Genomic DNA, 25,142 nt, shown 5'->3' on the forward strand with positions numbered 1-25,142 from the left:
TTTTTTGCCTGTAACTCAGCTTTCCGCCAGCGCTTTCAGCCAGCGAATCCCGCTTTCTGGTGAGGTCATGACCGGTACCGGCTGGGCAGGGAGCTGCTGCAATACCCGGGCCATTGAGGCTTGCGCCAGCATTACTACATCCGCCTGGCTAAACGCGCTTTGTAGCCCTTCACTGACGATTCGGTCATGGGTATCCATATCGCCTGCCAGCAGCGCGTAGAATGCCTCTTCCATTAATATGGGGGTAATGGCGCGCGGCTTACCGCTCTCCTGTACTTTGCGCTGGACGTAATCCAGCGTCGGCTTTAGCGTGGTCGCTACGGTTGCCAGCACGGCGATACGCTCGCCTTTTTCAATCGCTTCTTCGACCATCGCGTTGTCAATACGGGCGAGCTGAAGCGGCGTCAGAAACTGGCACTGTTCCACCGCCGTACCAATAGAAGAGCAGGCGGTAATGAAAATATCGCAGTCCGCTTTTTCGGCAATATGCACGTAGTCGGCGATGCGGGCGGCAATATTCGGCGTTATCCCTCCGGCCTTCATTACCTGCTTGATCATGGATTCTTCCACCAGATGCATGACTTCCACTTCCGGCATGATATCGGCAATCAGCTGCTGCATCATCGCGAGCGTCGCTGAACTGGTGTGCAGCATAGCGATCTTTTTCATTGGGCTATCTCCTTAAGCAAATTTTCTGCGACGGCCAGCGCCGCGTCGTGATCTTCCTGTGCCGATAGCCCGCCTACCGCGACGGCGCCGAGACATTTACCGTCGTACAGAAGCGGGACCCCGCCGGGCAGGGCGGTAAAATGCGGATCGGCAAAGTAACTGATGTCCAGCTGCTCTTTTTGCAGGCGCTGTAAAAATGCCTGCGTGGTACAGCCGAGGCGACTGCTGGTATGCGCCTTGCGCTGGGTAAGTTCAATGGTTAACAATTTGGCATTGTCCATCCGCGCGAAGCTGAGCAGCTCCCCGCTGGCGTCGCACACCGCTACGCTTAGCGGGCGCTTTGCATAGCAGGAGTCAGCGAGGTCAAGCGCGAACGCTACGGCGCGTAAAGCCTGTTCCAGAGTGAGAGTCGTCATGGTGATTATCCTTTTGAAAGATGTTCAGAAACGGTTTGAGCGGGGTTGTTCGCGGCGGCCTGCGCCTGTCGGGCGTCCTTTTTGCGCCAGTAGTTCGCCAGCAGCGAGCCGCTGACGTTGCCAAGCGGAGTCATCACCGCGGAAGCAAGGCCCACTGTTGCCAGCTTGCCCATCGCGGCGGCAAGCCCCGACGCCATTCCGCCGTTTTGCAGTCCGACTTCAAAGGCCACGGTACGGGCGGACTGTACGTCCATGCGAAAGATCCAGCGACTCATCAGATAACCAATCAGGAAACCGCCGAGGTTATGCATCAGCATGGCGAAACAGAGCAGGAAGCCGACCTGCACCAGGTTGTCGCGTCCCGCAGCGGCGGCGGTGGTCGTGAAGAAAATAATCCCTATCATCGAGATAGTCGGCATGATTTTCTTAATACCTTCAACGCGACCATACAGCCAGTTGTAAAACAGCGCCCAGACGAGACCGCCAGCCACGAAGTTGACAACCACGGCGTACATTTGCGCTTCGGCGCCGGCGCTGGCGAACAGCGTGTTCCAGCCTCCGGCGCTCATATACAGCAGCCACAGAGCGCCGAGCCCGGCCAGTCCCTGCACAATACGGCGGCCGCGTATACTGGCGTAGGTTTTCAGGTAGTCGTGTAAGATCGCCGCGCCGATCGGGATGAGCACGATTTTCACCACGTCCATCACCATTGCGGTCAGCTGAATATCGATCATCGAGCCCGCCAGCAGGTTAACCCACAGCGGCGTCATCACCGTGGCCGCCAGGGTTGATACTGCCGCTATCGATACCGCCAGCGCCAGGTTAGCGTTGGCGATGTAAACCATCACCGTCGAAGAGAGGCCGCTGGGACACGCGCCAATCAGCAGGATGCCCACCGCGACTTCCGGCGGAAAGTTGAAGACCAGGGTAATGGTCAGGCCGAGCAGGGGCATAATGACAAAATGGCAGAAGGTACCGATAAACACCGCCCACGGCATTTTGGCGACATCGATAAAATCCTGGATCGTCAGCTTGGTGCCCATGCTGAACATAGTGGCCTGGATGACCAGGAAAACGATCCATTTATGGGTGATGTTAAAGCCGCCCCAGACGATCAGATCCGTAGACCAGGTCATCGCGGCAACGAAACCGGCGATGATCCACAAGGTAAACTGATAGCTGCGTAACCCCGGCCAGTATCCTGCTCCCGCCGCAAAACCGGCGGTGAACATCACCAGCCCAGGCTGCCAGAGCGCGGGTGAATGCATCAGCGCGCCAACCGCCGCCAGGGCGGCTCCGGCGATGCTGACGCCGAGACCGGTTTTGTGAATAACAGTGGTCATAGTCATAGCGAAATGTCCTTTCTGTTGTTATTGCTGCCGGGGGGGAATAGATAACATTTGCCGCGCAATGTCGGGCGTGGCGACTTTCTTATCCATGCTGCGAATCAGGGTGGCGAGTTTGGCGACCTGCTGATAGTTATTCTGGGCTTTTTCTTCTGCGCTTAAATAATAGCTATCCTCAAAGCCAATTCGAACCTCGCTGGCGCCCATGGCGACCGCGGCAGCGATAATATCGAAATTCTTTCTGCCAAAATGCGTTATTCCCCATAAGGCCTCGCGGGGGAGCATGCTGCGCATGGCAATTAATGTATCAATCGTGGCGGGGGTACTGCCGCGATGCCCCAGTACAATATTAAACAGCATCGGGGTTTTGAATTTGATATTTTCCTGCAGAGCCAGGATGTTATTAATCATGCCAATTTCGAAAACTTCAAATTCGGGAATTATGTTATGCGCGATGATTTGTCTTGCACAATATTCGACGTCCGGGCCGGGATTAAAGTAAACGGCATCGCCAAGGTTAACGGAGCCGACGTTAAGCGACGCCATCTCCACTCCTGAGCAGGCCAGGGGCGCGCAGCGTTCGGCGATGGACAGCGAAGAGACGCCGCCGGTAGAGGCCTGAATTATCAGGTTTGAATGGCGCATCACAGGGTCGATTGTGGCCTGAAAATCGACGGTGTCCGGCGTCAGACACCCCTGCTTATCACGGACGTGCAGATGAACAATCGCCGCGCCATATTCTACGCTGGCGAGTATTTCCTGCGCCAGTTCTTCGGGTATAACTCGAGGGCAATCCGCGGCAACGGGTGCCAGCGAGATAATAACGGTATCCGACATATTTTCCTCCGGTACAGAGAGATTAAAATTACAGGTAAGGCGTTATCCAGCGTAATGATTCGGGGCCTGATGTTGAGGGTTGATATTCACAACCAATCCAGCCCTTGTAGTTCATTTTTTTAATAAAATCGAATAACCATGCTTCATTTAATTCGCCGGTCCCAGGTTCATGGCGATAAGGAACGGAAGCAATTTGAATATGTTTGATAAGCGTAAAGTAGCGTTCAATATTTTTGGCGACGTTGCCGTGAATTTTCTGGCAGTGATAAATATCAAACTGTAAACCGATATTGTTCCTGGCGACCTGGTCAATGATTGCTGCGGCCAGCGGAAAGCTATCAATAAAATAGCCGGGCATATCCTGCGAGTTTAATGGTTCAATCAGCACGTCTATTCCCGCAACAGCCAGCACATCGCAGGCGATACGCAGCCTGTTGCGCAAGAGCTCAAGCTGGGCCTGATGCGTCAGAGCATCGCAGCGCAAGCCCGCCATAACGTGAACCCGGCGGCAGCCCAGCGCCGTGGCATAATGACGAGCCCGCTCCAGACTGCGGTGAAACTCCTCTTCGCGCCCGGGTAGCGCTGCCAGCCCGCGTTCACCCTGAGACCAGTTGCCTGCCGGAGCGTTCATCAGCACCAGCGGTAGAGACGTTTGCCGCTGTGCCGCCTGCAGCTGTTCCAGCGGGTGTTGCCAGAGAAATAGCCCTTCAATGCCGTGAAAACCGGCCGCTTTTGCCGCCTGGAAACGTGCCGCTATCGGTAAATCGGTAAATAGCCAATCGAGGTTAGCCGCGAGCTTCAGCATGATGCGCATCCTCCCGGCTATCTACCAGATGCAGCTTCACCCCCTGGCTGGCAATAGTGTGTTGCGCATCCTCCGGTAGCCGGTTATCAGAAACAATATCGGTCAATTGCTCCAGCCCGCAGATATGGAACATGCCGTATTTGCCAAATTTACTGCTATCGCAGACCAGTACCCGACGCCGGGAAACGGTGAGCACCGCCTCCTTGACCGAGGCTTTCCCTTCGCTCGGCGTTGACATCCCGCGTTCGGTATCCCACGAAGAGGAGCTCAGAAATGCCACGTCAATATTAATGGTGCGAAGAAAGCTGGCGGCGCTTTTACCAATGCTTGAGCGGTTGCGCTGGTCCACCAGGCCGCCGGTGTGATAGAGCGTGATATGCGGCATATCCATCAGGTAGTGGCTGATGGAAAAGTCGTTGGTGACGACCGTCAGGTTAAAACAGCGGCTGGCGGCCACCGCTTTCGCCACTTCAAACAACGAGGTGCCGGCATCGAGGTAGAGCGTTTGACCCGGCTCGATGAGCATCGCCGCCAGCTGGCCCATTTTGCGTTTTACTTCATGATGCAACTCCGCTTTCTCTCGCCACGGCAGCTCGGATTTAAGCAGGTTATTGAGCTTCACGCCGCCGTTAATGGCGATAACCTTGCCTTCTTCTTCCAGCAGCTGAATGTCGCGGCGTACCGTCATATGCGACACGCTCATCAGCTCCGCCAGTTCATTGAAGGAGGCGGCGTTTTTTTCATGCACGTAGCGGTAAATAAAGTCGCGCCGTTGTTCCGGGATCATCATCGCACCTCAGGCCTGTCGGGATTGTTCGAGTTCGGCCACCGCTGCTTCTGAGAGCGGGACATAGCCGAGCGGTTTTAAGGTCAGCCAGATACGGGCGCTGTCTTCCAGTTCTTCGGCGTTAAACACCGCCTCGCGCAGCGAGCGACCGCTCACTACCGGCCCGTGGTTGGCCAGTAGCGCCGCCGTATGGTCTGCGGCGATGTCACTGAGCGCGCTGGCAATGCCCTCGTGTCCGGGTTTGAAATAGGGCAGCAGCGGCAGCCGTCCGACGCGCATCACGTAGTACGGCGTTAGCGGCGGCAGGCAGTTTTCCGGCGTGGCGCACGGTAGACAGGAGAGCGCGGTCAGCCACGGAGAGTGCAGATGTACTACGGCCCCGCAGGAAGGCCGGTGGCGGTACCACGCCAGATGCATAGGGACCTCTTTTGACGGCTTATCGCCGCTGAGATGCACGCCATCGGCATCCAGTCGACTCAGGGTGGCGGCCTGCAGTTCACCCAGACAGGAATTGGTTGGGGTCACCAGATAGCCGCCGTCCGGCAGCTTCACGCTGAGATTGCCGGAACCGCCGCTGCTGTAGCCGCGCATAAACAGCGAGCGCCCATAGTGGACCAGCTGTTCGCGGAGTTGGTGTTCACTCACCGGATTCATGATGGATACTCCTGGGCCGTAAAAAAGAAATCTTCGTCGCCAAAGTTGCCTGACTTCAGGGCCAGCGCCAGGCCGGAGGAGAAGACCCAGGGTACGCCCGGCGCGATCGCTCTGCCGACGGCCAGGCGCTTCACCTGTAGCGCTTCCACGACGGTGCCGGAGGTTTCTCCGCCAGCGACAATAAAGGTGTTGACGCCTGCAGCCAGAAGTTTGGCGCTCAGCCGGGCGAAAGTGCGTTCGATTGCCCGACTGGCGGCCTGTTCGCCGTATTCCTGCTGAATGCGCTGTAGCGCCTCTGGCGGCTGGGTGGCATAAAGTAGCGGCGCGAGCGGGTCGCTGATATGCGCCATCGCCCAGGTAGACAGTTCGTCGCTGTAGCTTTCGGTATCCGACAGGCAGCGGGCAACGTCAAGCAAACAGGATGCCGCCTGGGCTTTATAGCGGTTGACCTGGCGGTTGCTCATCGTCGAACAGCTGCCGGAGAACACGACTGCTCTGGCGGGAGAGGGAAAGCGGTGCGGCGACGCAACAGGATGACCACCAGCGTTAGCGGCCAGCGCGCCGCCGAGACCGGAACCTCCGGCCAGCAGCGGATACTCCTGCAGCGCCTGAGCCAGGGTATGGAGATCGGTGCCGTCCAGCGTATCGACAATCACATGGCGCGTCCCTTCAGTCTGATAGTGTGCTAAGGCGTAAGTGACCGCTTCCACACCGCTGCGAATCGTATTGAGAGCAATGTGCCCAACCGGGCTGGCCGTCTGCGCGGCCAGCAGGCGCGGTACGCTGGCATCGGTCATCGGATTTAGCGGATGTTTTTCCATACCGGATTCGTTAAGCAGCACCCCGTTCACAAACAGATGGCCGTGGACCACCGTGCGCCCGTTTTGCGGCAGAGCGGGGCAGTGAACGATTAGCGGGGCCTGAATGTCGTTCATCAGCGCATCGCTTACCGGGCCGATGTTGCCCGCCGGCGTGGAATCAAAGGTTGAGCAATACTTGAAATAGAGCTGGCGGACGCCGGCGTTTTGTCTTAGCCAGCGGGCGCAGGCCAGGGACTGGGCGACGGCCTGTTCTGCCGGTAAAGCGCGGCTCTTCAACGAGATGACGATAGCGTCAACCTCTTCGTTCCAGCTCTGAGTGATATCGGGCATGCCGGGCAGCAGCGCGACTCGCCAGCCCTGTTCAGCCATAAAGCTTGCTATATCCGTTGCGCCGGTAAAATCGTCGGCGATAACGCCTGTAGTGACGGCCATGGATCCACTCCGTTCAAGTTGTTTTCACATTGAACCTATTATTCAGGAGGGCATTTCACATTCACATGATGATTCTCACAAACAACAACATCACGAAAACGCATGATATTTGTATAACTTTATGAAATATAACAATTAATCATTTGTCGGTCAGAAATTTGTGCTCACAGTTTTCTGTGAAGATTCGTTAAAGTTTGAGAACGCTGGCCGCCTGAGCGCGGGCAGCTCTCAGGCATCGTCCTCCTGAACCGGCGTAACGGTTGTGCATTTTGATCATATTCATCTGTTTAAATGAGATTATTTTTTGCGTCAGTCATCATCCTTTTTATCCGTAATATTTTGCATATTAACCGCTTGCAAAAGCTTACGGAGAATAAGATGGCGGAAAATAAAAGGGATAATGGCATCGTTTTTTTTAGTTCGTTAACAGATGTTTTTTCGCGGGCAACGGGGCTGACGGCGACGGTTATTAAGGTAACCGACGGTCGCTTGCCCGATTGCTATGCGGGGGCAGAGTTCTTTTCCCTACCGCTGGTTCAAAGCAATGAAATATGCGGGTATATTATTTTTGACCATCGAGCAGCAACCGATAATAATCATCGCTCGGCGGCGATAAGGCTACTGCATTTCATCGTTAGTCATTACTCAGCGATGGAAGAAGCAGAGGAGGAAGGTGCGAGACTGGCGCGACAAAAGAGCACTTTTTATTATGCGCAAAAATCGCCGCATGAAATAAAACTGGCGGCTGCGCTGCGCTATATTGATGAACATTTATATGATGAGCTGTCTCTGGAATCTGTTGCCGCCCATGTTTGTCTCAGCGCTAACTACTTCAGCCGTTTTTTTAAAAAGCGTCAGGGCGTAAATTTTAAGGTGTGGGTCAATCAGAAGAAAATGCAGCGTGCCGGAGAGCTGCTCGGGGACCCGGCTAATTCCATAGACAGCGTGGCGCGTAAGCTTCAGTTTGCGCAAACCAGCTACTTTTGCCGGGTGTTCCGCGCTGCTCACCGTACGACCCCCCAGTCGTTCCGCGAACGGAACCTCTGGAGATCTTCACCTCGCATCGGTTAGCCTCGAATTCAGGCTAATACAGATTTTTCCTGGAGCATTCATAATGTGTGCCCGATCGCGGAATTTTTCAATTATGCCCATGGCCAGGTAATTAATTCCCAGTGGCTCTCTTCATGTCTTCGCTAATAAACAAGTTAACGTGAAAAAACATTGACAACTTAATGCTTTTAATTGTGCAGCAATCACGTTGTTTAAATTGTCTTTATTGTAGCGCCTGGGTATCATTGGTTATTATTTGATCAGTGATAGTATGCATTAATCATGGAATAGATCAATGACACCTGACGGTAAAATAAAATATAACACCGGGGGCTAACCTGATGTCCTTGCGCGCTTTTTTTATCTATTAAACAATTTTTGCACGCCGTAAATGGAAGACGTTATGAGAGGAAAAATACCGAAAACTGAATTACTGGTGACTTTTGAGGTTGTGGCTCGCCATGAAAGTTATACCCGGGCAGCGGAAGAGTTGGCTTTAACACAAAGCGCCGTGTTCCGACAGGTCACGGCGCTGGAGGATTTCCTCCATACGTCATTATTTAATCATGCTAAAAAAAGGATTTTTTTAAATGAGGCCGGCAAGCATTATTTGTCTATCGTTAAAGAAACGTTGAACAAACTGGAGCGTGATACCAATTCGATTATGACCTGGCAACCGACGGTGCAGGTTCTTGAACTGGCCGTTAATCCCACCTTTAGCACCCACTGGCTGATCCCCAACCTGCGCGAGTTTAATAAATTAAATCCTGACATCATCGTTAATATTCATTCGCTGGCCAGCATGAGTGATTTTCTGAGCCGCGAGTACGATGCCGCCATTATGCGCGAGGATTTTTGCTCGCCGTGGTCTGAAGTGGAGTATCTGTTTGAAGAGGAAATTTTGCCGGTGTGCGGCTGCGGACTGCTGTCGGAACCCGGGCAAAAGCTGGCGGTGGAGGAGCTGCTGGGCGAATTTCCGCTGCTGCATCAAAGCACGCGGATTCACGGCTGGCAGGAGTGGTTTGCGTTGTCGAATATCACCAGCCCGCAGATCAACATCGGTCCACGTTTCGATCTGCTCTCGATGCTGATTGCGGCAGTGCGTTCAAATCTGGGAGTCGCGCTACTGCCGCGTTTTGCCATTCAGCATGACCTGGATAGCGGTGAGATGGTGATCCCCTGCGATGTGCCGATTCGTACCGGTAACCGTTTTATTATGACGTGGCAGGAGGATAAAACGGAATCCCGTCATTTGCAGGTATTTCGCGACTGGCTGCTGCAAAAATCGGTGGTGTCGGCTGCCTGACGGCGCTTTGCCCGGGCTTCCGGCCCGCAGACGGCGGTGAACCCGTAGCCCGGGCAAGGCGCGTTGAGCGCCGCGCCGGGAGCAGCGCGCAGAGTAGCCCAGTAGAGAGCAGAGTCGTTGAACTCCCCGGAGGCGATGCTGCGCATCTGTCCGGGCTACCGGCCCGGAGTCGGCGGTGAACCTGTACTGCGCATCTGTCCGGGCTACCGCGCTGCAAACGGCGATGAACCTGTAGCCCGGGCAAGGCGCGTCAAGCGCCGCCCCCGGGAGCAGCGCGCAGAGTAGCCCACGGAGCAGAACGCAGCGCGAGCCGGGTCAAACTACCAGTCGATTCCTGCCTGCGCCTGAATACCACCGTCAAAGGCGTGCTTCACCGGGCGCAGTTCGCTGACCGTATCGGCAAGCTCCAGCAGGCGGGCATGGCAGCCGCGGCCGGTAACAATCACGTTCTGCTGCGGCGGACGATTGACAATAGCGGCAATCACTTCCTGTGGATCCAGGTAGCGATACGCCAGCATATACGTGAGCTCATCCAGCACCACCAGATCGTAGCTCGGATCGGCCAGCATGCGCTTACTCTCTCGCCATACGGCCGATGCCGCCTCCATATCCGTTTCCCGGTTTTGCGTTTCCCAGGTAAAGCCGGTGCCCATAATGTGAAACTCAACGCCCAGAGGATGCAGCGTATTGTACTCTCCATTATCCCACTGGCCTTTAATGAACTGGGCAACGCTGACGCGCTTACCATGTCCGACGGCTCGCGTTGCCGTACCAAAGGCGGCAGTAGATTTGCCCTTACCGTTGCCGGTGAAGACGATCAAGATGCCTTTTTGCTCCGTTGCCGCCGCCACGCGGGTATCAACCTGCGTTTTCAGCTTCTGCTGGCGCTGACGATGGCGGTCAGGATTACCTCGCGCGTGCATAAATGCTCCTTAGTGCCCTGCCGGACAGGTGGCGCAGCGGTGCTGCTGCTCGAACTGGCTAAAGAAGTTGTTGCCTTTGTCGTCAACCAGCACAAACGCGGGCAGGTTTTCGACTTCCATCATCCATACCGCTTCCATGCCCAGTTCCGGATACTCAAGGCAGCGTAAACTTTTCACGTACTGCTGCGCCAGCAGAGCCGCCGCACCGCCGATGCTGCCGAGATTAAAACCGCCGTGTTTCAGGCAGGCTTCGGTCACCTGTGGGCTGCGGTTGCCTTTTGAGAGCATGATCAGACTCCCGCCCGCGGCCTGGAAAGCATCAACATACCCGTCCATCCGTCCGCCGGTGGTGGGACCCAGCGAGCCGCAGGCAAGATTGTCTGGCGTTTTCGCCGGTCCGGCGTAGTAGACGATATGATTGCGCATGTAAGCTGGCATCGGTTCGCCATTATCCAGCCGCTCTTTAATTTTGGCATGGGCAATATCGCGGGCGACGACAATTGGACCGCTCAGCGACAGCCGGGTACCGACCGGCAGGGCTGACATATCGCGAAGGATATCGCGCAGCGGCCGATTCAGGTCGAGCTGGACGGTCTGCGCCCCGTTTTCTATCCGCTGAGAATCAGGAATAAACTTGCCCGGGTTATGTTCCAGCTTCTCCAGCCAGATGCCGTGCTTGTTGATTTTGGCTTTAATGTTTCGATCGGCGGAGCAGGAGAGGGCCATAGCGATAGGGCAGGAGCCGCCGTGCCGCGGCAGGCGGATCACGCGAATATCGTGAGCGAAATATTTGCCGCCAAACTGCGCGCCGATGCCGAACTCGCGGCTGGCGTTAAGCAACGTCGCCTCCAGCGCGGTATCGCGAAACGCCTGGCCCAGCGCATTTCCGCTGGTGGGCAGATTGTCATAATATTTGGTCGAAGCCAGCTTCGCCACCTTCAATGCCTGATCCGCCGAGAGGCCGCCCACCACAAAGGCGATGTGGTACGGCGGACAGGCGGCGGTGCCCAGCGCTTTCATTTTTTCAATCAGGAAGGCGGTGAGTTTTTCCGGCTGCAGGATGGATTTTGTTTCCTGAAACAGCGCTGCTTTGTTCGCCGAGCCGCCGCCTTTGTTGACGAACAGGAAGCGGTATTCGCTACCCGGCACGGCGCTGATGTCGATCTGCGCCGGCAGGTTAGTCTCCGTGTTGACCTCGGTGTACATATCGAGGGGGGCATTTTGCGAATAGCGTAAATTATTTTCCTGGAAGGTGTTGTAGACGCCCTGACTCAGGGCTTCAGCATCGTTGCCGCCGGTCCAGACGTTCTGGCCTTTGCTCGCCACGATGGTTGCGGTCCCGGTATCCTGGCAGTTTGGCAGCACGCCTTTTGCCGAGACTTCGGCGTTGCGCAGCAGCTGCAGCGCAACGTATTTATCGTTACTGCTGGCCTGCGGATCGTGCAGGATACTGGCGATCTGTTTTAAATGTCCGGCGCGCAGGAAAAATGAAGCCTCATAAAATGCCTGCTGAGCCAGCAACGTTAACGCTTCGGGCGCAACCTTGATGACCTCTTCACCATCTAACTCTGTCACCTTAACATGTTGATTACTGAGTAGTTCATATTCCGTATTATCTTTACTCTGCACAAAGAGTTCCTGCCAGACAAAGGGTTTAGACATGTGACATCTCACTATTTCGCGAAAAAGAGATTGGCCTGCGTCGCTTTAGCGACGTACTCGATGGTTTGCTGGGCGCGAACGCTATTACCGGCTGCATCCAGCGGAGGGGAGTAGACGGCGATGGCGTACCGCCCCGGCACCACGGCGATCATCCCGCCGGCAACGCCGGATTTCGCCGGAATACCGACGCTATACAGCCATCTGCCGCTGCCGTCGTACAGCCCGGCTATCGCCATTTCCGCCAGTATCTGCGGCACATAGCTGGCGTTAAGCAGTTGCCTGCCGTTGAACGGCGATTTACCGCCGTTGGCCAGCACGGCTCCCATTTTGGCGAGCTGCTCAACGGTGATATCCACCGAACATTGACGGGTGTAGATTTCGACGGCTTCCTGCGGATCGCCATAAAAGCTGCGGTAGGAATGCATCAACATGGCCAGCGCCTGGTTATGCTGGTTGGTTGCCATTTCGGATTGAAATACCGGCTCGTTCACGCTCAGCGTACTGTCGGCCCAGGCGCTGAGATTGTTGAGGATTTTATTCCAGCGGTCGGTTTTGTCCTGCGCCGCAATCAGGCTCACGGTGCTCATGGCGCCGGCGTTGACTAACGGATTCTCCGGCGCGCCTTGGGTGAGTTCGACGGCTAATCCGGAATTGAAGGGCAGGCCGGTGGCGTTGGCGCCGAGTTTATCCAACACTTCCTGCGGTCCGCGTTGCTCCATTGCCAGCGCCAGGGTGAACACTTTGCTCAGGGACTCCATCGGGAACGCTTTTTTTACGTCGCCGGTCTGGTAAATTTTGCCTTCTACCGTCGCGAGCGTAATGGCGAAATTATCCGGGCTATAGGTCGCCAGAGCGGGGATGTAGTCGGCGACTTTACCCTCGTGGTTATTTTTATATTTCTGATGCGCCTGCTCGATAATGCTGGCGTAGTCCGGTGCGCCCTGAGCTGCGGCGGCGCCGCTAAACAATAAGCTGGCGGTGAACAGGCAGGTGCCGAGAAATTTAACGTTCATGGTATGTCCTGTTGAGATTATTGAGAGGAACCGGGCCGGATAAATCCGGCCTGGGGTTCATAGCCATCTTGCCGTCAGGACATCGCCACTTCGGACGTTTCGCTGGCAGGACGCTCCTGCTCGGGTTTTTTGACCGGGGCGGTGCCGCGGCAGCCTTCTCCATAGTGCTCGCCTTCCCAGCGGCCAACGATGGCGGCGCCCATGGCGTTACTCATTACGTTGGTGGCGGAGCGACCCATATCGAGGAACGGATCGACGCCCATCAACAGGATCAGGCCCGCTTCCGGAATGTTGAACTGGTTCAGCGTCGCGGCAATAACCACCATTGAGGCGCGCGGTACGCCCGCCATCCCTTTTGAGGTCAGCATCAGAATCAGCAGCATGGTGATCTGCTCGCCCATGCCGAGGTGCACGTTGCAGGCCTGGGCGATAAACACCGTGGCGAACGAGCAGTAGGCCATGGAGCCAACCAGGTTAAAGGAGTAGCCAATGGGCAGAACGAAGCTGGCGATTTTGGAAGAGACGCCAAATTTTTCCAGCTTATCGAGGGTGCCCGGGAAGGCGGCTTCAGAGCTGGACGTGGTGAAGGCCAGCAGGGCGGGCTCAAGGATCGCTTTGGTCAGACGGCCAATGCACGGACCAACAATGACCGCCGACAGGCCAATCAGCATCGCCCACAGCATGCCAAGCGTCAGGTAGAACTCACCCATAAAGATACCGGCGCTGACCATTACGCCCAGACCGCGCTCGGCGATCAGCCCTGAGATAGCGGCAAAGACGGTTAGCGGCGCGAAGAGCATGACGTAGCCCGTCAGCTTCAACATTACGTGGACCAGTGAATCGAGCACTTTCACAATGGGTTCGGCTTTTTCGCCGATAGCCGCCAGGCTACAGCCGAGGAAAATGGAGAACACCACGATTTGCAGGATTTCGTTGCGCGCCATCGCATCAACGATGCTGGTCGGCACCGCGTGAGAGATAAATACCTTCAGCGTGAAGGGCTCAGACTGAACGGCCGCGACCGCTCCGGCATCGTGGGCGACGAAATTAATCCCCGCCCCCGGCTGGAACAGATTAACGATCACCAGCCCCAGCGCAATCGACAGCAGCGAGGCGCAAATAAACAGGAAAAAAGTTTTCGAGAATATCCGCCCGAGCGTTTTAGCATCGCCCATTTTGGCGATGCCAACTACCAGCGTGGATATTACCAGCGGAGCGATAATCATTTTTACCATGCGTAAAAATATGGTGGTGAAAATAGAAATATCCTGCGCGTATGATTTTGCTGTATCAGCCGATGCCATATTATTAATTGCCACCCCGGCAATCATGCCGAGTATCAGGCCTAATATGATCATTTTGGTTAAACTTATTTTTTTCATGTTTACTCCATCGGATCGAGGTTAGTCGGTGAAGTGTTGTAGGGCAGCGCACGCCTGAGCCTGCAAACCGCTCAGACGGGCGCCTGTGGTGACCAACCGCATAAATTGTCTGGAATACAGTGATACAGCGAAATCCTGTACACCAAGGGATGTTGTTGTATTTTTATATCCGTTGTCTTTCAGGCTGCATTTTTGTTGGCTGCCTTTGCTCACCCCCGTCATGTACGGATGTACGCTCCTGGGAATGAATGAGGGACATCCATGTCCCTCACCGAAGGCAGCCTCCGGCTGTTCAAATTCGTTCCTGACGAATTTCTCCTTCAGTTGCCGCCTCAATGCAACTCGAAATCCATTGGATATAGAATTAGAAATCGAACTCAATACTTAATAACGGCGCATGTTGCTGAGCGCCATAAACATCATTGTCGCCAACGTTGCCGGAAATAATATCCCGCGGCATGACAATTTTTACCGCGTTAGCCGGGTCAAACCAGACAATGCGATGAATAAAATCAGGTCTCACGTTATACAAGCTGGCAATAAGCTGCGGAGTTAATTGCTCAGATCGTTTTACCCGCTGATAATCCTCCCGGGTTTTAAATAAAATATCTAAAACTAATTCATACGGCCCGGCGTTTTTGGAGCGGATCACCTGCGCCAGTGAGCATAGAGATTGTTTCATGCCTGAACTCCTTCTGGCGTGACCTGCTCAATATGGAAGTCAAAGCGCAGCGCGTCGCAGGCTTCAATCAGGTGATAGATTGAAAACTCATACACCGGGCCGCTCTGAATATCGGAAGGCGAGAACGGGAAGGCGAGGTTGCCCGCGGTCGCAATGCGGTTTTCATAACCGTAGTGCAGCAGGGTAGAGCGCACCAGCGAACAGACGCTGTTGGCGGTATCCTGAGTCGGGGCGACGACGTCCAGTAAAATCCCCAGCTCGTGCCCGGCGCTTTTCATCGGCTCATGATTGCCCATCACTCCGTTCTTTCCGTACAGATGGAAAGTCATGCGGATGCTGTCGTCACTCAGCGAGAGGTTGCGCGCCACGCTGGCCTGTACCTCTGCAAGAATCGTGTCGATCCCGGCGATCATGATCGGGTCGCGGGTTCCGGCAATGGTCAGGCAGCGAAAGCCGACCCGACGCGCGCCTTCCAGCTTCAGCGCGTAGGGCGTCTCTTCGTGGCGAGAGCCGCTAACGTACACCTCGCCTTCGTTGACCGCTTTGAAGCTGCATCCTTTGAGGTTCAGCACGCCGCCGGGCCCCGGCAGGAAGTACGGATCGGACTTCTCGTATAACGTGTGCGCCGCGGCGGACGTTTCGGTGAATTTGCGCTGTGGATTGAAGGTTTTCAGCGTAAAACCGTTGTCGTCGATGATCCCCATCGCGCAGTCGGAGCCGGACCCTGGGGTCGCCGCAATGGCCGCGCATTCAAGGATCTTGCCGCAGTGCAGGGCCAGTCCCTCATCGAAGCCCTGCATAATCGGCAGCGCCGCGAAGCAGGCTGGATCGTACGCCCGTCCGCCCAGCACCACCTGGGCGCCGGCGGCCAGCGCCCGTTGGAACGGTTCGATACCCATCTGGGCGACGATATAGGTGCTCTCTTCAATAGCTTCGTGGGTCAGCTCGGGCACAAAGTCGAGGGCGGTGATTTTGCCGTTATCCAGCGCCTGATGCACGATGGATTTCTCGACGTCAGACGGGATCAGCGCCATGGAAAACGACAGTTTTTCTTCCTGCGCAATCTCATGGATGATTTGCCGGCACCACTCCAGGTGCGGGGCCGCGCCGGAGCCGCCGGCCGTGCCGATAACCACCGGAATACTGTTTTTTACGCCGGCGACGATCATATAGCGCAGATCGCGTTTCACTCCGGCTCTGTCGGTAAAGGGTTTACCTGCTCCCAGATAATGGGGGCCGGGATCGGATGAACCGGCGTCAACGGCAATCAGATCAGGAGACTCCGCCATGGCTTTAAGAAAGCTCTCTTCCGGAAAGCCATAACCCAGAATCGCGGTCGGCGATAAGATCTTAAAGGTACGAGCCATCTCTTAATCCTTAGTCTGCAACAGCGCGATGGTGCGGTTCATTTCGTTAAACACGATGTTAAGACCTTCGTCGAAGCCCATGCCTGGCTTGATCAGCATGCGCACAGGACGCGCGGCCAGCGCGACGTGAACGCAGGTGCGGGCGCTGATCTCGGTTTCGTTACAGGTCCCGCCCTGATAGGCTTCCATCGCATGTTTGTTGCAGTACAGCACCGCGTCCACAATGTTATGGACGCCGCCGAGGTCCGGGGTTTTAATCTGTACCATGTGGCAGCTGCCGGCATCGGTGAAGTCAACGATATCCTGATAGGTGTTACACCATTCGTCGGCGACAATTTTCACCCCGGAACCCAGGCGGGTCAGCTCTTTGGTGATGGCGGTCAGCATGCGGATCTGATCCGGTTTGTTGCCGGCATCCACCGGGCCTTCTATATAGAGCGGCAGGCCCTGGGCCTCTTTCTCCAGGCTGGCGATATATTCGGCGCAGCGAAGCGGGTCCATATCGAAAATCAGGCCGATGGTGCCGTAAACATCGATATGCAGCGTCGGGCGGTAGCGGGGGCTGGTGCGCAGGCTTAAGATGCGGTCGGACAGCCAGCGGATATACTCGCGCAGTTTCTCCCCTTTCAGACCCAGCTTCTCTTCAACGTTGTTAATCAGCGCATGCGGCAGAACATCGACGCCTTTGAGGATCATCTTGTCCACGGCGATATAGCGGTCGTCTCCGCTCTGACCGAATAACGGAATCGCTTCCGGGATACAGGGCAGCTGCCATTCGTCGCAAACCACCTCCGCCTTCAGACGGCCGCTGGCCAGCGCCGTGGCATCGAGTAGCGCCTGGGAAAGACCATAGCGGACGGCGGTATGCAGCAGTTGGCCGTCGATGCGCAGCTTGTCGAAGAAGCGGGCGTTCGGCAGGAACGTATCGACATCCCGGCCTTCCAGCAGCGGTTTAATATGATCGTTGAGGAAGGGAATAAAATTTTCCGCGAGGAACAGCGGGTCGCGGCCGCCGGCGCCGGAATACTGTACGGCGGCACAGTCACCGACCGCTACCGCGCCGTTTTCCAGAATTAGCTGCACGGAAACGCATTCACCCGCCTGGCGCACGGAGGTAAATCCGGGGGTAACCGGCGCGCCGGTATAGATGAATCCATCGTGACCCGCGCCGTTTTTAATCGCCTGCTGGTCATCAAAGTAGAATGAGGAGTAGCCAGCGGTGAAAAGGGCCTGTTTAATTTTCATTATGGTCTTCCTATTAATTGACTGTGGGATACCGCGTTGATGTCATCAACAACCATCTGGAATGAGGGCTTGCGACCTTCAAAATGCGCACGTTCTGCGACGTAATCGTGGTGCAGGGCGAGGATGTCCTTCGGCAGCGGAACCGCGCCAGCTTCAAGCACGCGAATGGCGCCGGAATTGTCGCGAACCGGCAGAATTTTGCCCGCGTTGCAGGATGCCGGAGCAAAAGGCACGTCCAGCACGCCCGCTTCAAAGGCCAGCACCGTACCGCGGGCGATATCGCCGTTACCCAGTTCGAAGACTTTCTTCAGTACCGCGCGTACCTCGCTTTTTATCAGCTCCACTTCCTGATCTACCGCGGCGCACGGCGGGAACTTCTGATCGCTGACCATATTGAGCATCTGGCGGGAGGCCCTCAGGCCCTGCGCGTTGGCCGCTGCGGTTGGAATACCGAACGCTTCATGCGGGCTCTTGGTGATCACTTTGGTGGCGCCGGACATGCCGGCCACCGCCGCGCCCCACGAGATAATGGCAAACGCTTTTGATTCATCTTCCGGAAAACCGCCCATCCACTGGTGGAAGACGGTACTCAGCTCATAATCGTCGAAACCGTAATTGCCAAAATATTCGTGAGAAAGTTCGCGAAGCGACTTAATCGCTGCAATGTCCTGGGTCAGGCTGCCCACCTGGCCGTAGCCGACGGTAATTGATTTGACGCCCTGTTCCAGCGCCAGCAGCCCTTCGATAATCGCCACCGCGTGGGACATAAACGGCGGGATCAGAGTGCCGGTTAGCGGGCCGAAAGGTTCGCGGTTAATTCGAATGCCGTGCTCTTCATAAAGGCCCATCAGACGGTCGCAGTACTGCCAGTCGCGAATCGACTTCTCCAGGGTCACGCGCTTGGCGTAGGGAATGTTGTAGGAGATACCGCCGCCTTCGTAGCTGGTAAAGCCGCTGGCCATGGAAATTTCCGCCAGCAGACGCGCGTCCGGCGTACCGTGACGTACCTGCACCGGTTTTTCCAGCGCTTCGGTCATCCGGCGGCAGGCAGCGACGCCGTGGTTAACCACCGGTAAACCGTTGAGTTTGGAGGTACCCGCTTCGATAGACTTCTGAATGCCGACCGCCGCTTCTTCGTAACGGTTAAGGCGGGTGTAGGCATCGATGGTACTGGGCAGTAGATCGCACTCTTCCTGCAGCGTCTTGAGTAGCGCAATGTGTTCATCCATCAGCGCTACGCCCGCACGCGGCTGGCTCAACGTTTTACCTTCCTGGTCGGCCTTAAGCAGGGCGTGAGAAAAGCGTTTTTTCTCTGGAATAGTTTGCTGGTACTTCACGCCATCTTCGAAGTGCTCAACGTCCTTGCCAGTATGCCAGGTCTGCAATACCTGATGCCGCTCGGTCATGAATTCGTCATGGGTTAATTTTTTATTTCGAAGTTCCATTCGTAGCTGCCTTCATTTATAGGGTTAAACAGTGAATGCTGGTGCGAGCGGCGAGTTCGGGATAAAGCCTGGCAACGTTTGCCAGCAGCGGAAGCAGGCCTTTTGCATCGCGGTAATAGTCAAACTGGGTCGGTAAGAGAATGCGTCTGCCGTCGTCATCCAGTTCGCGGTATTTCAGCCAGCGGTGGATGTCAAAGCGGCTGGCGCGGGAGAGCCATCCACCGGATCCGACGACTTTGCGCACCGGGGTCAGGTCGCGCCCCATCTGCAGGTCGACGTTGCCCACGCAGGTGCAGACCTGTTTTTTGGTTCCCGCGTGGCGTTCGCTGGCGTAGCCCACGCAGAGCCCGGCGAGAACGGTGTCGAAATACTTTTCTTCTTCACTGGCCGGCAGATAATCCGGCTGAGCGACAAGATGGCGCAGGTAGCGGTAAAAAGCCTCCTGACGCTGCGGCTGGTGGGCAAAGACCACGTTCACCAGCTCCCGGGCACTTTCACCGACAACCATCGCCGAGACGCGCATGCCGAGATCGCCTTCCACTGTGCGTTTTACATATGGCTCCGGAACGCCGTGTAGAACGGTATCCGGCGAGAGCGTGTTGGCGCTGGCGGAGTAGACATCGGTAGTCGCGCCGCCCATGTCGATCAGCATGAACTCTTTCCACGCGCTGTCGTAATGACTGATGGTTTTCACCAGTTCGTAGACGGTCCACGGCGTTGGCATCGGCTCTTCGCCGGTTTCTGCGACGATAACGTCCAGTCCTTTACCTTTGACGATCCGGGATAAGAAAACATCGCATATTGCCTTGCGGGCCGCGTACGGATTCGGGTGATCGAGATCGGGCAGAATATTGTCTACCGTGGTCAGATCTTTATGGCCGAGGATGGTTTGAATCTCGTCCTGAATATCGCGGTTGCCGGCATAGATAATGGCGCAGTCGAGCGTTGACTCCGCCAGCGCGTGGGCGTTAGCCAGGCCGTAGCTCGCTTCACCGCCGTCGGTCCCGCCGGTAAACAGCAGAATGTCCGGCGGCGAGGCTTCCAGCGCCTGAATGTCGTGGCGATTCAGTTTATAGGAGTAGTATTGGGCGATTTTGGCCCCCGCCGAGTGGGCGGTGACTTTTGCTGACTCCAGGGTGATGGACGGCACCAGCCCCATCGCGGCGACGGCAAGACCGCCTTTGGCCGATGAGGAGTATTTCAGCGTGACGTCACCGCGGTTCAGCAGCGGGCGCGCATCGGCAACGTTAAGCACCTGGTTCAGGCTGGCAAAAAAGCCTTCCGCCAGGTGATGGGTGGTTGTCGGGGTCAGAACGTGGTTTACCAGCGTCAGCTCATCCCCCTCCTGGGTGAAGAGGGCCGCCTTGGTCCACGTCGAGCCGATATCGACTGAGACGGTTTGCATCAGATGGCCTCTTCCAGACACGGGTGTTTAACGCCATGGCGCTGGTTGATGTCGTTTGCCATCAGCTGGCAGACGTCTTCCAGATCGTGGCTGGGGGCAAAAACGCGGTTGAAACCCATCTCTTTGAACTTCGCTTCAACGTCGGCAAAGTCATGCTTTCCGACCACCAGATTGCCGCCGACGTAAAGGAGAATGTCGCCGATACCGCGTTCGATGCAGCGCTCGCGCAGTCCCAGGCAATCGATATCGCCGTGGCCGTAAATCGACGACACAACGATGGCATCCGCACCAGTTTCGATGGCGGCATCAATATATTCATCCTGGCTGACCATCACGCCCAGATTGATTACGCGAAAATCATGGGCAGTAAAAACGCGGTCCAGGACTTTATTGCCTACTGCATGGCAGTCAGCACCAATGACGCCAATAACGAGTGTTGATTTCTTCATGGGTAATCCTCTGTAGGGCTGATGGTATAAAAATAAAAACGACGATCTAATATTTGGCAGCCTGGGTAATGGCTGCCTGTTAATAGGGCTGGAGTGTCTTTGGTTCGTCGGGAGGAAGCAATTGATCTATTTTCAGAATATCATTCAAAAAAAGCGCATTTTTGAGTTTTTGTTAAAAATTCTTTGTTTATCATAGTGATGTACTTAATGCTTATAAATTTGATTGGTCCTTTTTGAGTTCTCGTAATAAATATATTGCGATGTTTGTGAGCGAGATCTTATTTTATTTTTGGCTGGCTTCTGTATTTCTAAATAACGGGTTAAATACAATTCTTTAAAATTTTCTGTGAGCGCGGTAACGGAATTTATGGGCTGGTTTTTATATGTGTCAAAGGCAACTTGTTAGAATAAAGCTATCAAATGATGAATTGTTCGTTTCATATTCTATTTTTGTTGATGAGGCAGACATACGTCGTCAGAGAGTAAAAATGCAGACTGCAGATGATCCTTAAGAAGAGCAGGGGGCCTGACCTGCACAAAAAAGAAATCGATGGGCGGCGGTGACGGGATAAACGATAGTCACATAGGGGTGTTAATTAAAGGTAAATGCAATGATAAATATAATCAGTAAAAAAATAAACGATAGTAACTTGATAAAAAAAATCTGTGAACTACGCAACATTATCAGTTGAGGTCGGCATTTAAGCCGCTCACGAGGGCTCATTAAGTACCGCTCCGCTGTGAAATAAATGGTCTATCATTTTCAGTAACTGATGACACTCCTGAAAAACATACCGTTAACCTTGTGTTTACTAGTGTTGTACACAGTAAACATAATTAACATTTAAAATGAAAATTGATTTAAATCAATGTTTAAAACTTGGAAAAGAACAAGAAATGGAGTTAAATTGTCGCGGATCAAATTGACCAAAATCTGATATTTTCGCTATAAATTGATCGCCGTCGAAAACTGCAAATTTATCACAATAAAAACCTATTTATTGTAAGGGTTTTGCAGCGTAATATAATCACGGGATCAATTTGGGTGTTTTGTTAACATGTTTGTAACTTTTCACCACTACCGTTTCCTTGACAGAGGAAACGGGCGTGACGAGAAGAAGCAAATAAATTTGTATTGGGGCATGCGTGTGACCCTTTCTAACGGGGTTCACTCTCGGAGTCTTCATGCGATGAGCAAGGAGTCATGATGTTAGATATAGTCGAACTGTCGCGCTTACAGTTTGCCTTGACCGCGATGTACCACTTCCTGTTTGTGCCGCTGACGCTTGGTATGGCGTTCCTGCTGGCCATCATGGAAACGGTCTACGTCCTTTCCGGCAAACAGATTTATAAAGATATGACCAAGTTCTGGGGCAAGTTGTTTGGTATCAACTTCGCTCTGGGTGTGGCAACCGGTTTGACCATGGAGTTCCAGTTCGGGACAAACTGGTCTTACTACTCTCACTACGTGGGCGATATCTTCGGTGCGCCGCTGGCCATTGAAGGTTTAATGGCCTTCTTCCTCGAATCTACCTTTGTAGGTCTGTTCTTCTTCGGTTGGGATCGTCTGGGTAAAGTGCAGCACATGGCCGTGACCTGGCTGGTAGCGCTCGGCTCCAACCTGTCGGCGCTGTGGATTCTTGTCGCTAACGGCTGGATGCAGAACCCGATTGCGTCGGACTTCAACTTTGAAACCATGCGTATGGAGATGGTCAGCTTCTCTGAGCTGGTTCTGAACCCGGTGGCTCAGGTTAAGTTCGTGCATACCGTGGCTTCCGGCTACGTGACCGGCGCGATGTTCATTCTTGCTATCAGCTCCTGGTATATGCTCAAAGGGCGCGACTTTGCTTTTGCCAAGCGCTCCTTTGCTATCGCAGCCAGCTTCGGCATGGCGGCAATCCTCTCCGTTATCGTTCTCGGTGATGAATCCGGTTACGAAATGGGCGACGTGCAGAAAACCAAGCTGGCGGCTATCGAAGCAGAATGGGAAACTCAGCCTGCTCCGGCGGCCTTTACCCTGTTTGGTATTCCTGACCAGAAAGCAGAGGAGAACCGCTTCGCGATTCAGATTCCTTACGCGCTGGGCATCATTGCGACTCGCTCCGTCGATAAACAGGTCACCGGCCTGAAGGATCTGATGGTTCAGCACGAAGAGCGTATCCGTAACGGGATGAAGGCTTACGCGCTGCTGGAACAGCTGCGTGCAGGTTCAACCGACCAGGCCGTTCGCGATCGGTTTAACGACGTGAAGAAAGATCTTGGCTATGGTCTGCTGCTGAAACGCTATACCGACAACGTCTCCGACGCGACGGAAGCGCAGATTGCGCAGGCGACCAAGGACTCCATTCCTGCCGTGGCGCCGCTCTATTTTGCCTTCCGTATCATGGTGGCGTGCGGCGTGCTGATGCTGCTGATTATTGGCGCCTCCTTCTGGACCGTGATTCGTAACCGCATTGGCGAGAAAAAATGGCTGCTGCGCGCTGCGTTCTATGGCCTGCCGCTGCCGTGGATTGCCGTGGAAGCCGGCTGGTTTGTTGCCGAGTATGGCCGTCAGCCCTGGGCTATCGGTGAAGTGCTACCAACGGCTGTAGCGAACTCGTCGCTGACTGCGGGCGACCTGATCTTCTCTATGGTGCTGATTTGTGGCCTGTACACGCTGTTCCTGGTGGCTGAACTGTTCCTCATGTTCAAGTTTGCCCGCAAAGGACCAAGCAGCCTGAAAACCGGTCGCTATCACTTTGAACAGTCCTCTGCGGCTATTCAGTCGGCACGCTAAGACAGGAGTCGTCAAATGATCGATTATGAAGTATTGCGTTTTATCTGGTGGCTGCTGATTGGCATTCTGCTCATTGGTTTTGCCGTCGCCGATGGCTTCGACATGGGGGTGGGCATGCTCACCCGTTTCCTCGGTCGTAACGACACCGAGCGTCGAATTATGATTAACTCCATTGCTCCGCACTGGGACGGAAACCAGGTGTGGCTGATCACCGCGGGCGGCGCGCTCTTTGCCGCCTGGCCGATGGTCTACGCCGCCGCGTTTTCCGGCTTCTACGTGGCAATGATCCTGGTGCTGGCGTCTTTATTCTTCCGTCCGGTTGGTTTCGACTACCGCTCGAAGATTGAGGATACCCGCTGGCGTAATATGTGGGACTGGGGCATCTTCGTCGGCAGCTTCGTACCGCCGCTGGTGATTGGCGTGGCGTTCGGTAACCTGCTGCAGGGCGTTCCGTTCCACGTTGATGAATATCTGCGTCTGTACTACACCGGCAACTTCTTCCAGCTGCTGAATCCGTTTGGACTGCTGGCCGGTATTGTGAGCGTGGCGATGATCCTGACGCAGGGCGCGACCTATCTGCAGATGCGTACCGTGGGCGAACTGCACCTGCGTACCCGCACCGTCTCAACGGTAGCGGCGCTGGTGACGCTGGTCTGCTTCGCGCTGGCAGGCGTTTGGGTCTACTATGGCATCGACGGTTACGTAGTGAAATCCGTCATGGATCATACCGGCCCGTCTAACCCGCTGACCAAAGAAGTGGCTCGTGAGGCCGGCGCGTGGATGGTGAACTTTAATAATATGCCGGCGCTATGGGCGATTCCTGCTCTGGGCGTGGCGCTGCCGCTGCTGACCGTCATTTCGACCAAAGCAGATAAAGGCGCCTGGGCATTTCTGTTCTCCTCGCTGACGCTGGCGTGCATCATTCTGACTGCCGGTATCGCCATGTTCCCGTTCATTATGCCTTCAAGCACGGCGATGAACGCGAGCCTGACCATGTGGGATGCCACCTCCAGCCAGCTGACGCTGAACCTGATGACTTACGTGGCGATTGTCTTCGTACCGATTATTCTGGCCTACACCACCTGGTGTTACTGGAAAATGTTCGGTCGCATCACTCGCGAAGACATCGAAAAGAACACCCACTCGCTGTACTAAGGTAAGGAGCTATATATGTGGTATTTCGCATGGATTTTGGGAACGCTTCTTGCTTGTGCCTTTGGGGTGATTACCGCGCTGGCGCTTGAGCACGTGGAAGCCACCAAAGCAGGTAAAGAAGAACACTGATGAGTATTATCGCGACTCTTTACGCGATAATGGACAAGCGCCCGTTAAGGGCGCTTTCCTTATTGATGGCGCTGGCGCTAGCGGGCTGCATCTTCTGGGACCCGTCGCGCTTTGCGGCCAAAACCAGTGAGCTGGAAATCTGGCACGGCTTCCTGCTGATGTGGGCGGTGTGTACCGGCGTTATCCACGGCGTGGGCTTTCGCCCGCGCGCCATCCACTGGCAGGGAATTTTTTGTCCGCTTATCGCTGATATTGTGCTCGTTTTGGGCCTGTTCTTTTTCTTCTTTTGAATAAGAAATCTCTGTTAACCAAATGGGCTTGCATAAGCCCATAAAAATTTACTCCTCGTTTACTTTCCCCCATTCCAAACCACGATTCCCGCGCGT

Annotated in this window: 24 protein-coding genes; 6 read left to right on the forward strand and 18 right to left on the reverse strand. The window is 54.9% G+C overall.

The features are described 5' to 3' along the window. Window positions 1–15: 15 nt before the first annotated feature. Genes ABLV11_RS22735 through otnK form a run of 8 tightly spaced genes read right to left on the reverse strand, consistent with a single transcriptional unit; the run spans window position 16 to window position 6,767 of the window. Window positions 16–669 (reverse strand): aspartate/glutamate racemase family protein, encoded by a 654-nt coding sequence (locus tag ABLV11_RS22735; RefSeq protein WP_348855815.1) that lies wholly within the window; start codon window positions 667–669, stop codon window positions 16–18. Then, window positions 666–1,085, reverse strand: coding sequence for a heme-binding protein (locus tag ABLV11_RS22740; RefSeq protein WP_004100290.1), 420 nt, complete (start codon window positions 1,083–1,085; stop codon window positions 666–668). The genes ABLV11_RS22735 and ABLV11_RS22740 overlap by 4 nt, the downstream gene beginning before the upstream one ends. 5 nt (window positions 1,086–1,090) lie before the next feature. Next, entirely contained in the window at window positions 1,091–2,434 is a 1,344-nt protein-coding gene (locus ABLV11_RS22745; protein WP_016807950.1) for a bile acid:sodium symporter family protein, read from the reverse strand. A 21-nt stretch (window positions 2,435–2,455) separates the two neighbouring features. Continuing rightward, the gene (locus tag ABLV11_RS22750) at window positions 2,456–3,268 is read right to left on the reverse strand and encodes a 3-keto-5-aminohexanoate cleavage protein (RefSeq protein WP_126488805.1); all 813 of its coding nucleotides are present in this window, start codon (window positions 3,266–3,268) and stop codon (window positions 2,456–2,458) included. A gap of 28 nt (window positions 3,269–3,296) precedes the next feature. Then, complete coding sequence (locus ABLV11_RS22755) at window positions 3,297–4,073, reverse strand: TIM barrel protein (protein WP_032727961.1); 777 nt, start codon at window positions 4,071–4,073, stop codon at window positions 3,297–3,299. Further along, entirely contained in the window at window positions 4,054–4,863 is an 810-nt protein-coding gene (locus tag ABLV11_RS22760) for a DeoR/GlpR family DNA-binding transcription regulator (RefSeq protein ID WP_172598502.1), read from the reverse strand. Before ABLV11_RS22760 ends, ABLV11_RS22755 begins: the two co-directional genes overlap by 20 nt. A 6-nt stretch (window positions 4,864–4,869) precedes the next feature. After that, window positions 4,870–5,514 carry an aldolase gene (locus tag ABLV11_RS22765; protein WP_004111456.1) on the reverse strand — a complete coding sequence of 215 codons (645 nt, stop codon included), beginning with the start codon at window positions 5,512–5,514 and terminating at the stop codon, window positions 4,870–4,872. Beyond that, window positions 5,511–6,767, reverse strand: a complete 1,257-nt coding sequence (gene otnK / locus ABLV11_RS22770; RefSeq protein ID WP_126488806.1) for a 3-oxo-tetronate kinase — start codon at window positions 6,765–6,767, stop codon at window positions 5,511–5,513. The genes ABLV11_RS22765 and otnK overlap by 4 nt, the downstream gene beginning before the upstream one ends. A 378-nt stretch (window positions 6,768–7,145) precedes the next feature. On the opposite strand from otnK, the gene ABLV11_RS22775 reads away from it, so the two are divergent. Further along, window positions 7,146–7,838, forward strand: coding sequence for an AraC family transcriptional regulator (locus ABLV11_RS22775; RefSeq protein ID WP_004111460.1), 693 nt, complete (start codon window positions 7,146–7,148; stop codon window positions 7,836–7,838). Between the two features lie 382 nt (window positions 7,839–8,220). Next, window positions 8,221–9,123, forward strand: a complete 903-nt coding sequence (locus ABLV11_RS22780) for a LysR substrate-binding domain-containing protein (protein WP_004100304.1) — start codon at window positions 8,221–8,223, stop codon at window positions 9,121–9,123. 320 nt (window positions 9,124–9,443) lie between these two features. Here ABLV11_RS22780 and cobO read toward each other — a convergent pair whose 3' ends face one another. From cobO to glmS, 10 genes are all read right to left on the reverse strand, one after another. Further along, window positions 9,444–10,046 (reverse strand): cob(I)yrinic acid a,c-diamide adenosyltransferase, encoded by a 603-nt coding sequence (gene cobO / locus ABLV11_RS22785; protein ID WP_348855819.1) that lies wholly within the window; start codon window positions 10,044–10,046, stop codon window positions 9,444–9,446. Between the two features lie 9 nt (window positions 10,047–10,055). Continuing rightward, window positions 10,056–11,708, reverse strand: coding sequence for a class I fumarate hydratase (locus ABLV11_RS22790; protein ID WP_004100308.1), 1,653 nt, complete (start codon window positions 11,706–11,708; stop codon window positions 10,056–10,058). An 11-nt stretch (window positions 11,709–11,719) separates the two neighbouring features. Beyond that, window positions 11,720–12,721 (reverse strand): glutaminase A, encoded by a 1,002-nt coding sequence (gene glsA / locus ABLV11_RS22795; RefSeq protein ID WP_126488808.1) that lies wholly within the window; start codon window positions 12,719–12,721, stop codon window positions 11,720–11,722. A gap of 74 nt (window positions 12,722–12,795) precedes the next feature. Next, entirely contained in the window at window positions 12,796–14,103 is a 1,308-nt protein-coding gene (locus ABLV11_RS22800; RefSeq protein WP_004100312.1) for a dicarboxylate/amino acid:cation symporter, read from the reverse strand. A 364-nt stretch (window positions 14,104–14,467) separates the two neighbouring features. Then, window positions 14,468–14,785, reverse strand: a complete 318-nt coding sequence (locus ABLV11_RS22805) for a DUF4387 domain-containing protein (RefSeq protein ID WP_004100314.1) — start codon at window positions 14,783–14,785, stop codon at window positions 14,468–14,470. Beyond that, entirely contained in the window at window positions 14,782–16,152 is a 1,371-nt protein-coding gene (locus ABLV11_RS22810) for an acyclic terpene utilization AtuA family protein (RefSeq protein ID WP_004100315.1), read from the reverse strand. The genes ABLV11_RS22805 and ABLV11_RS22810 overlap by 4 nt, the downstream gene beginning before the upstream one ends. A gap of 3 nt (window positions 16,153–16,155) precedes the next feature. Next, window positions 16,156–17,397 carry a methylaspartate ammonia-lyase gene (locus ABLV11_RS22815; protein ID WP_004100316.1) on the reverse strand — a complete coding sequence of 414 codons (1,242 nt, stop codon included), beginning with the start codon at window positions 17,395–17,397 and terminating at the stop codon, window positions 16,156–16,158. After that, window positions 17,397–18,842: a methylaspartate mutase subunit E gene (locus tag ABLV11_RS22820; protein WP_004100317.1), complete on the reverse strand. Its 1,446-nt coding sequence runs from the start codon at window positions 18,840–18,842 to the stop codon at window positions 17,397–17,399. Before ABLV11_RS22820 ends, ABLV11_RS22815 begins: the two co-directional genes overlap by 1 nt. Before the next feature lie 16 nt (window positions 18,843–18,858). After that, window positions 18,859–20,247 (reverse strand): methylaspartate mutase accessory protein GlmL, encoded by a 1,389-nt coding sequence (gene glmL, locus ABLV11_RS22825; RefSeq protein WP_004111473.1) that lies wholly within the window; start codon window positions 20,245–20,247, stop codon window positions 18,859–18,861. After that, a complete protein-coding gene (glmS, locus tag ABLV11_RS22830; RefSeq protein WP_004100319.1) occupies window positions 20,247–20,696 on the reverse strand; it encodes a methylaspartate mutase subunit S in 450 nt (149 codons plus the stop codon). The genes glmL and glmS overlap by 1 nt, the downstream gene beginning before the upstream one ends. Window positions 20,697–21,903: 1,207 nt before the next feature. Between glmS and cydA the strand changes: the two genes are divergently transcribed. From cydA to ybgE, 4 genes are read left to right on the forward strand one after another with little or no spacing between them, the layout of a single operon-like run. Continuing rightward, window positions 21,904–23,472 (forward strand): cytochrome ubiquinol oxidase subunit I, encoded by a 1,569-nt coding sequence (gene cydA, locus ABLV11_RS22835; RefSeq protein ID WP_004100321.1) that lies wholly within the window; start codon window positions 21,904–21,906, stop codon window positions 23,470–23,472. A gap of 15 nt (window positions 23,473–23,487) precedes the next feature. After that, window positions 23,488–24,627, forward strand: a complete 1,140-nt coding sequence (gene cydB / locus ABLV11_RS22840) for a cytochrome d ubiquinol oxidase subunit II (protein WP_004100323.1) — start codon at window positions 23,488–23,490, stop codon at window positions 24,625–24,627. A 15-nt stretch (window positions 24,628–24,642) separates the two neighbouring features. Continuing rightward, window positions 24,643–24,756 carry a cytochrome bd-I oxidase subunit CydX gene (gene cydX, locus ABLV11_RS22845; protein WP_004100325.1) on the forward strand — a complete coding sequence of 38 codons (114 nt, stop codon included), beginning with the start codon at window positions 24,643–24,645 and terminating at the stop codon, window positions 24,754–24,756. After that, window positions 24,756–25,046, forward strand: a complete 291-nt coding sequence (gene ybgE / locus ABLV11_RS22850; protein ID WP_004100327.1) for a cyd operon protein YbgE — start codon at window positions 24,756–24,758, stop codon at window positions 25,044–25,046. The genes cydX and ybgE overlap by 1 nt, the downstream gene beginning before the upstream one ends. Window positions 25,047–25,142: the final 96 nt, after the last annotated feature.

Origin of the sequence: Klebsiella sp. GW_Kp181, assembly GCF_040062315.1 — a bacterium.
GTDB classification, from domain to species: Bacteria; Pseudomonadota; Gammaproteobacteria; order Enterobacterales; family Enterobacteriaceae; genus Klebsiella; species Klebsiella oxytoca.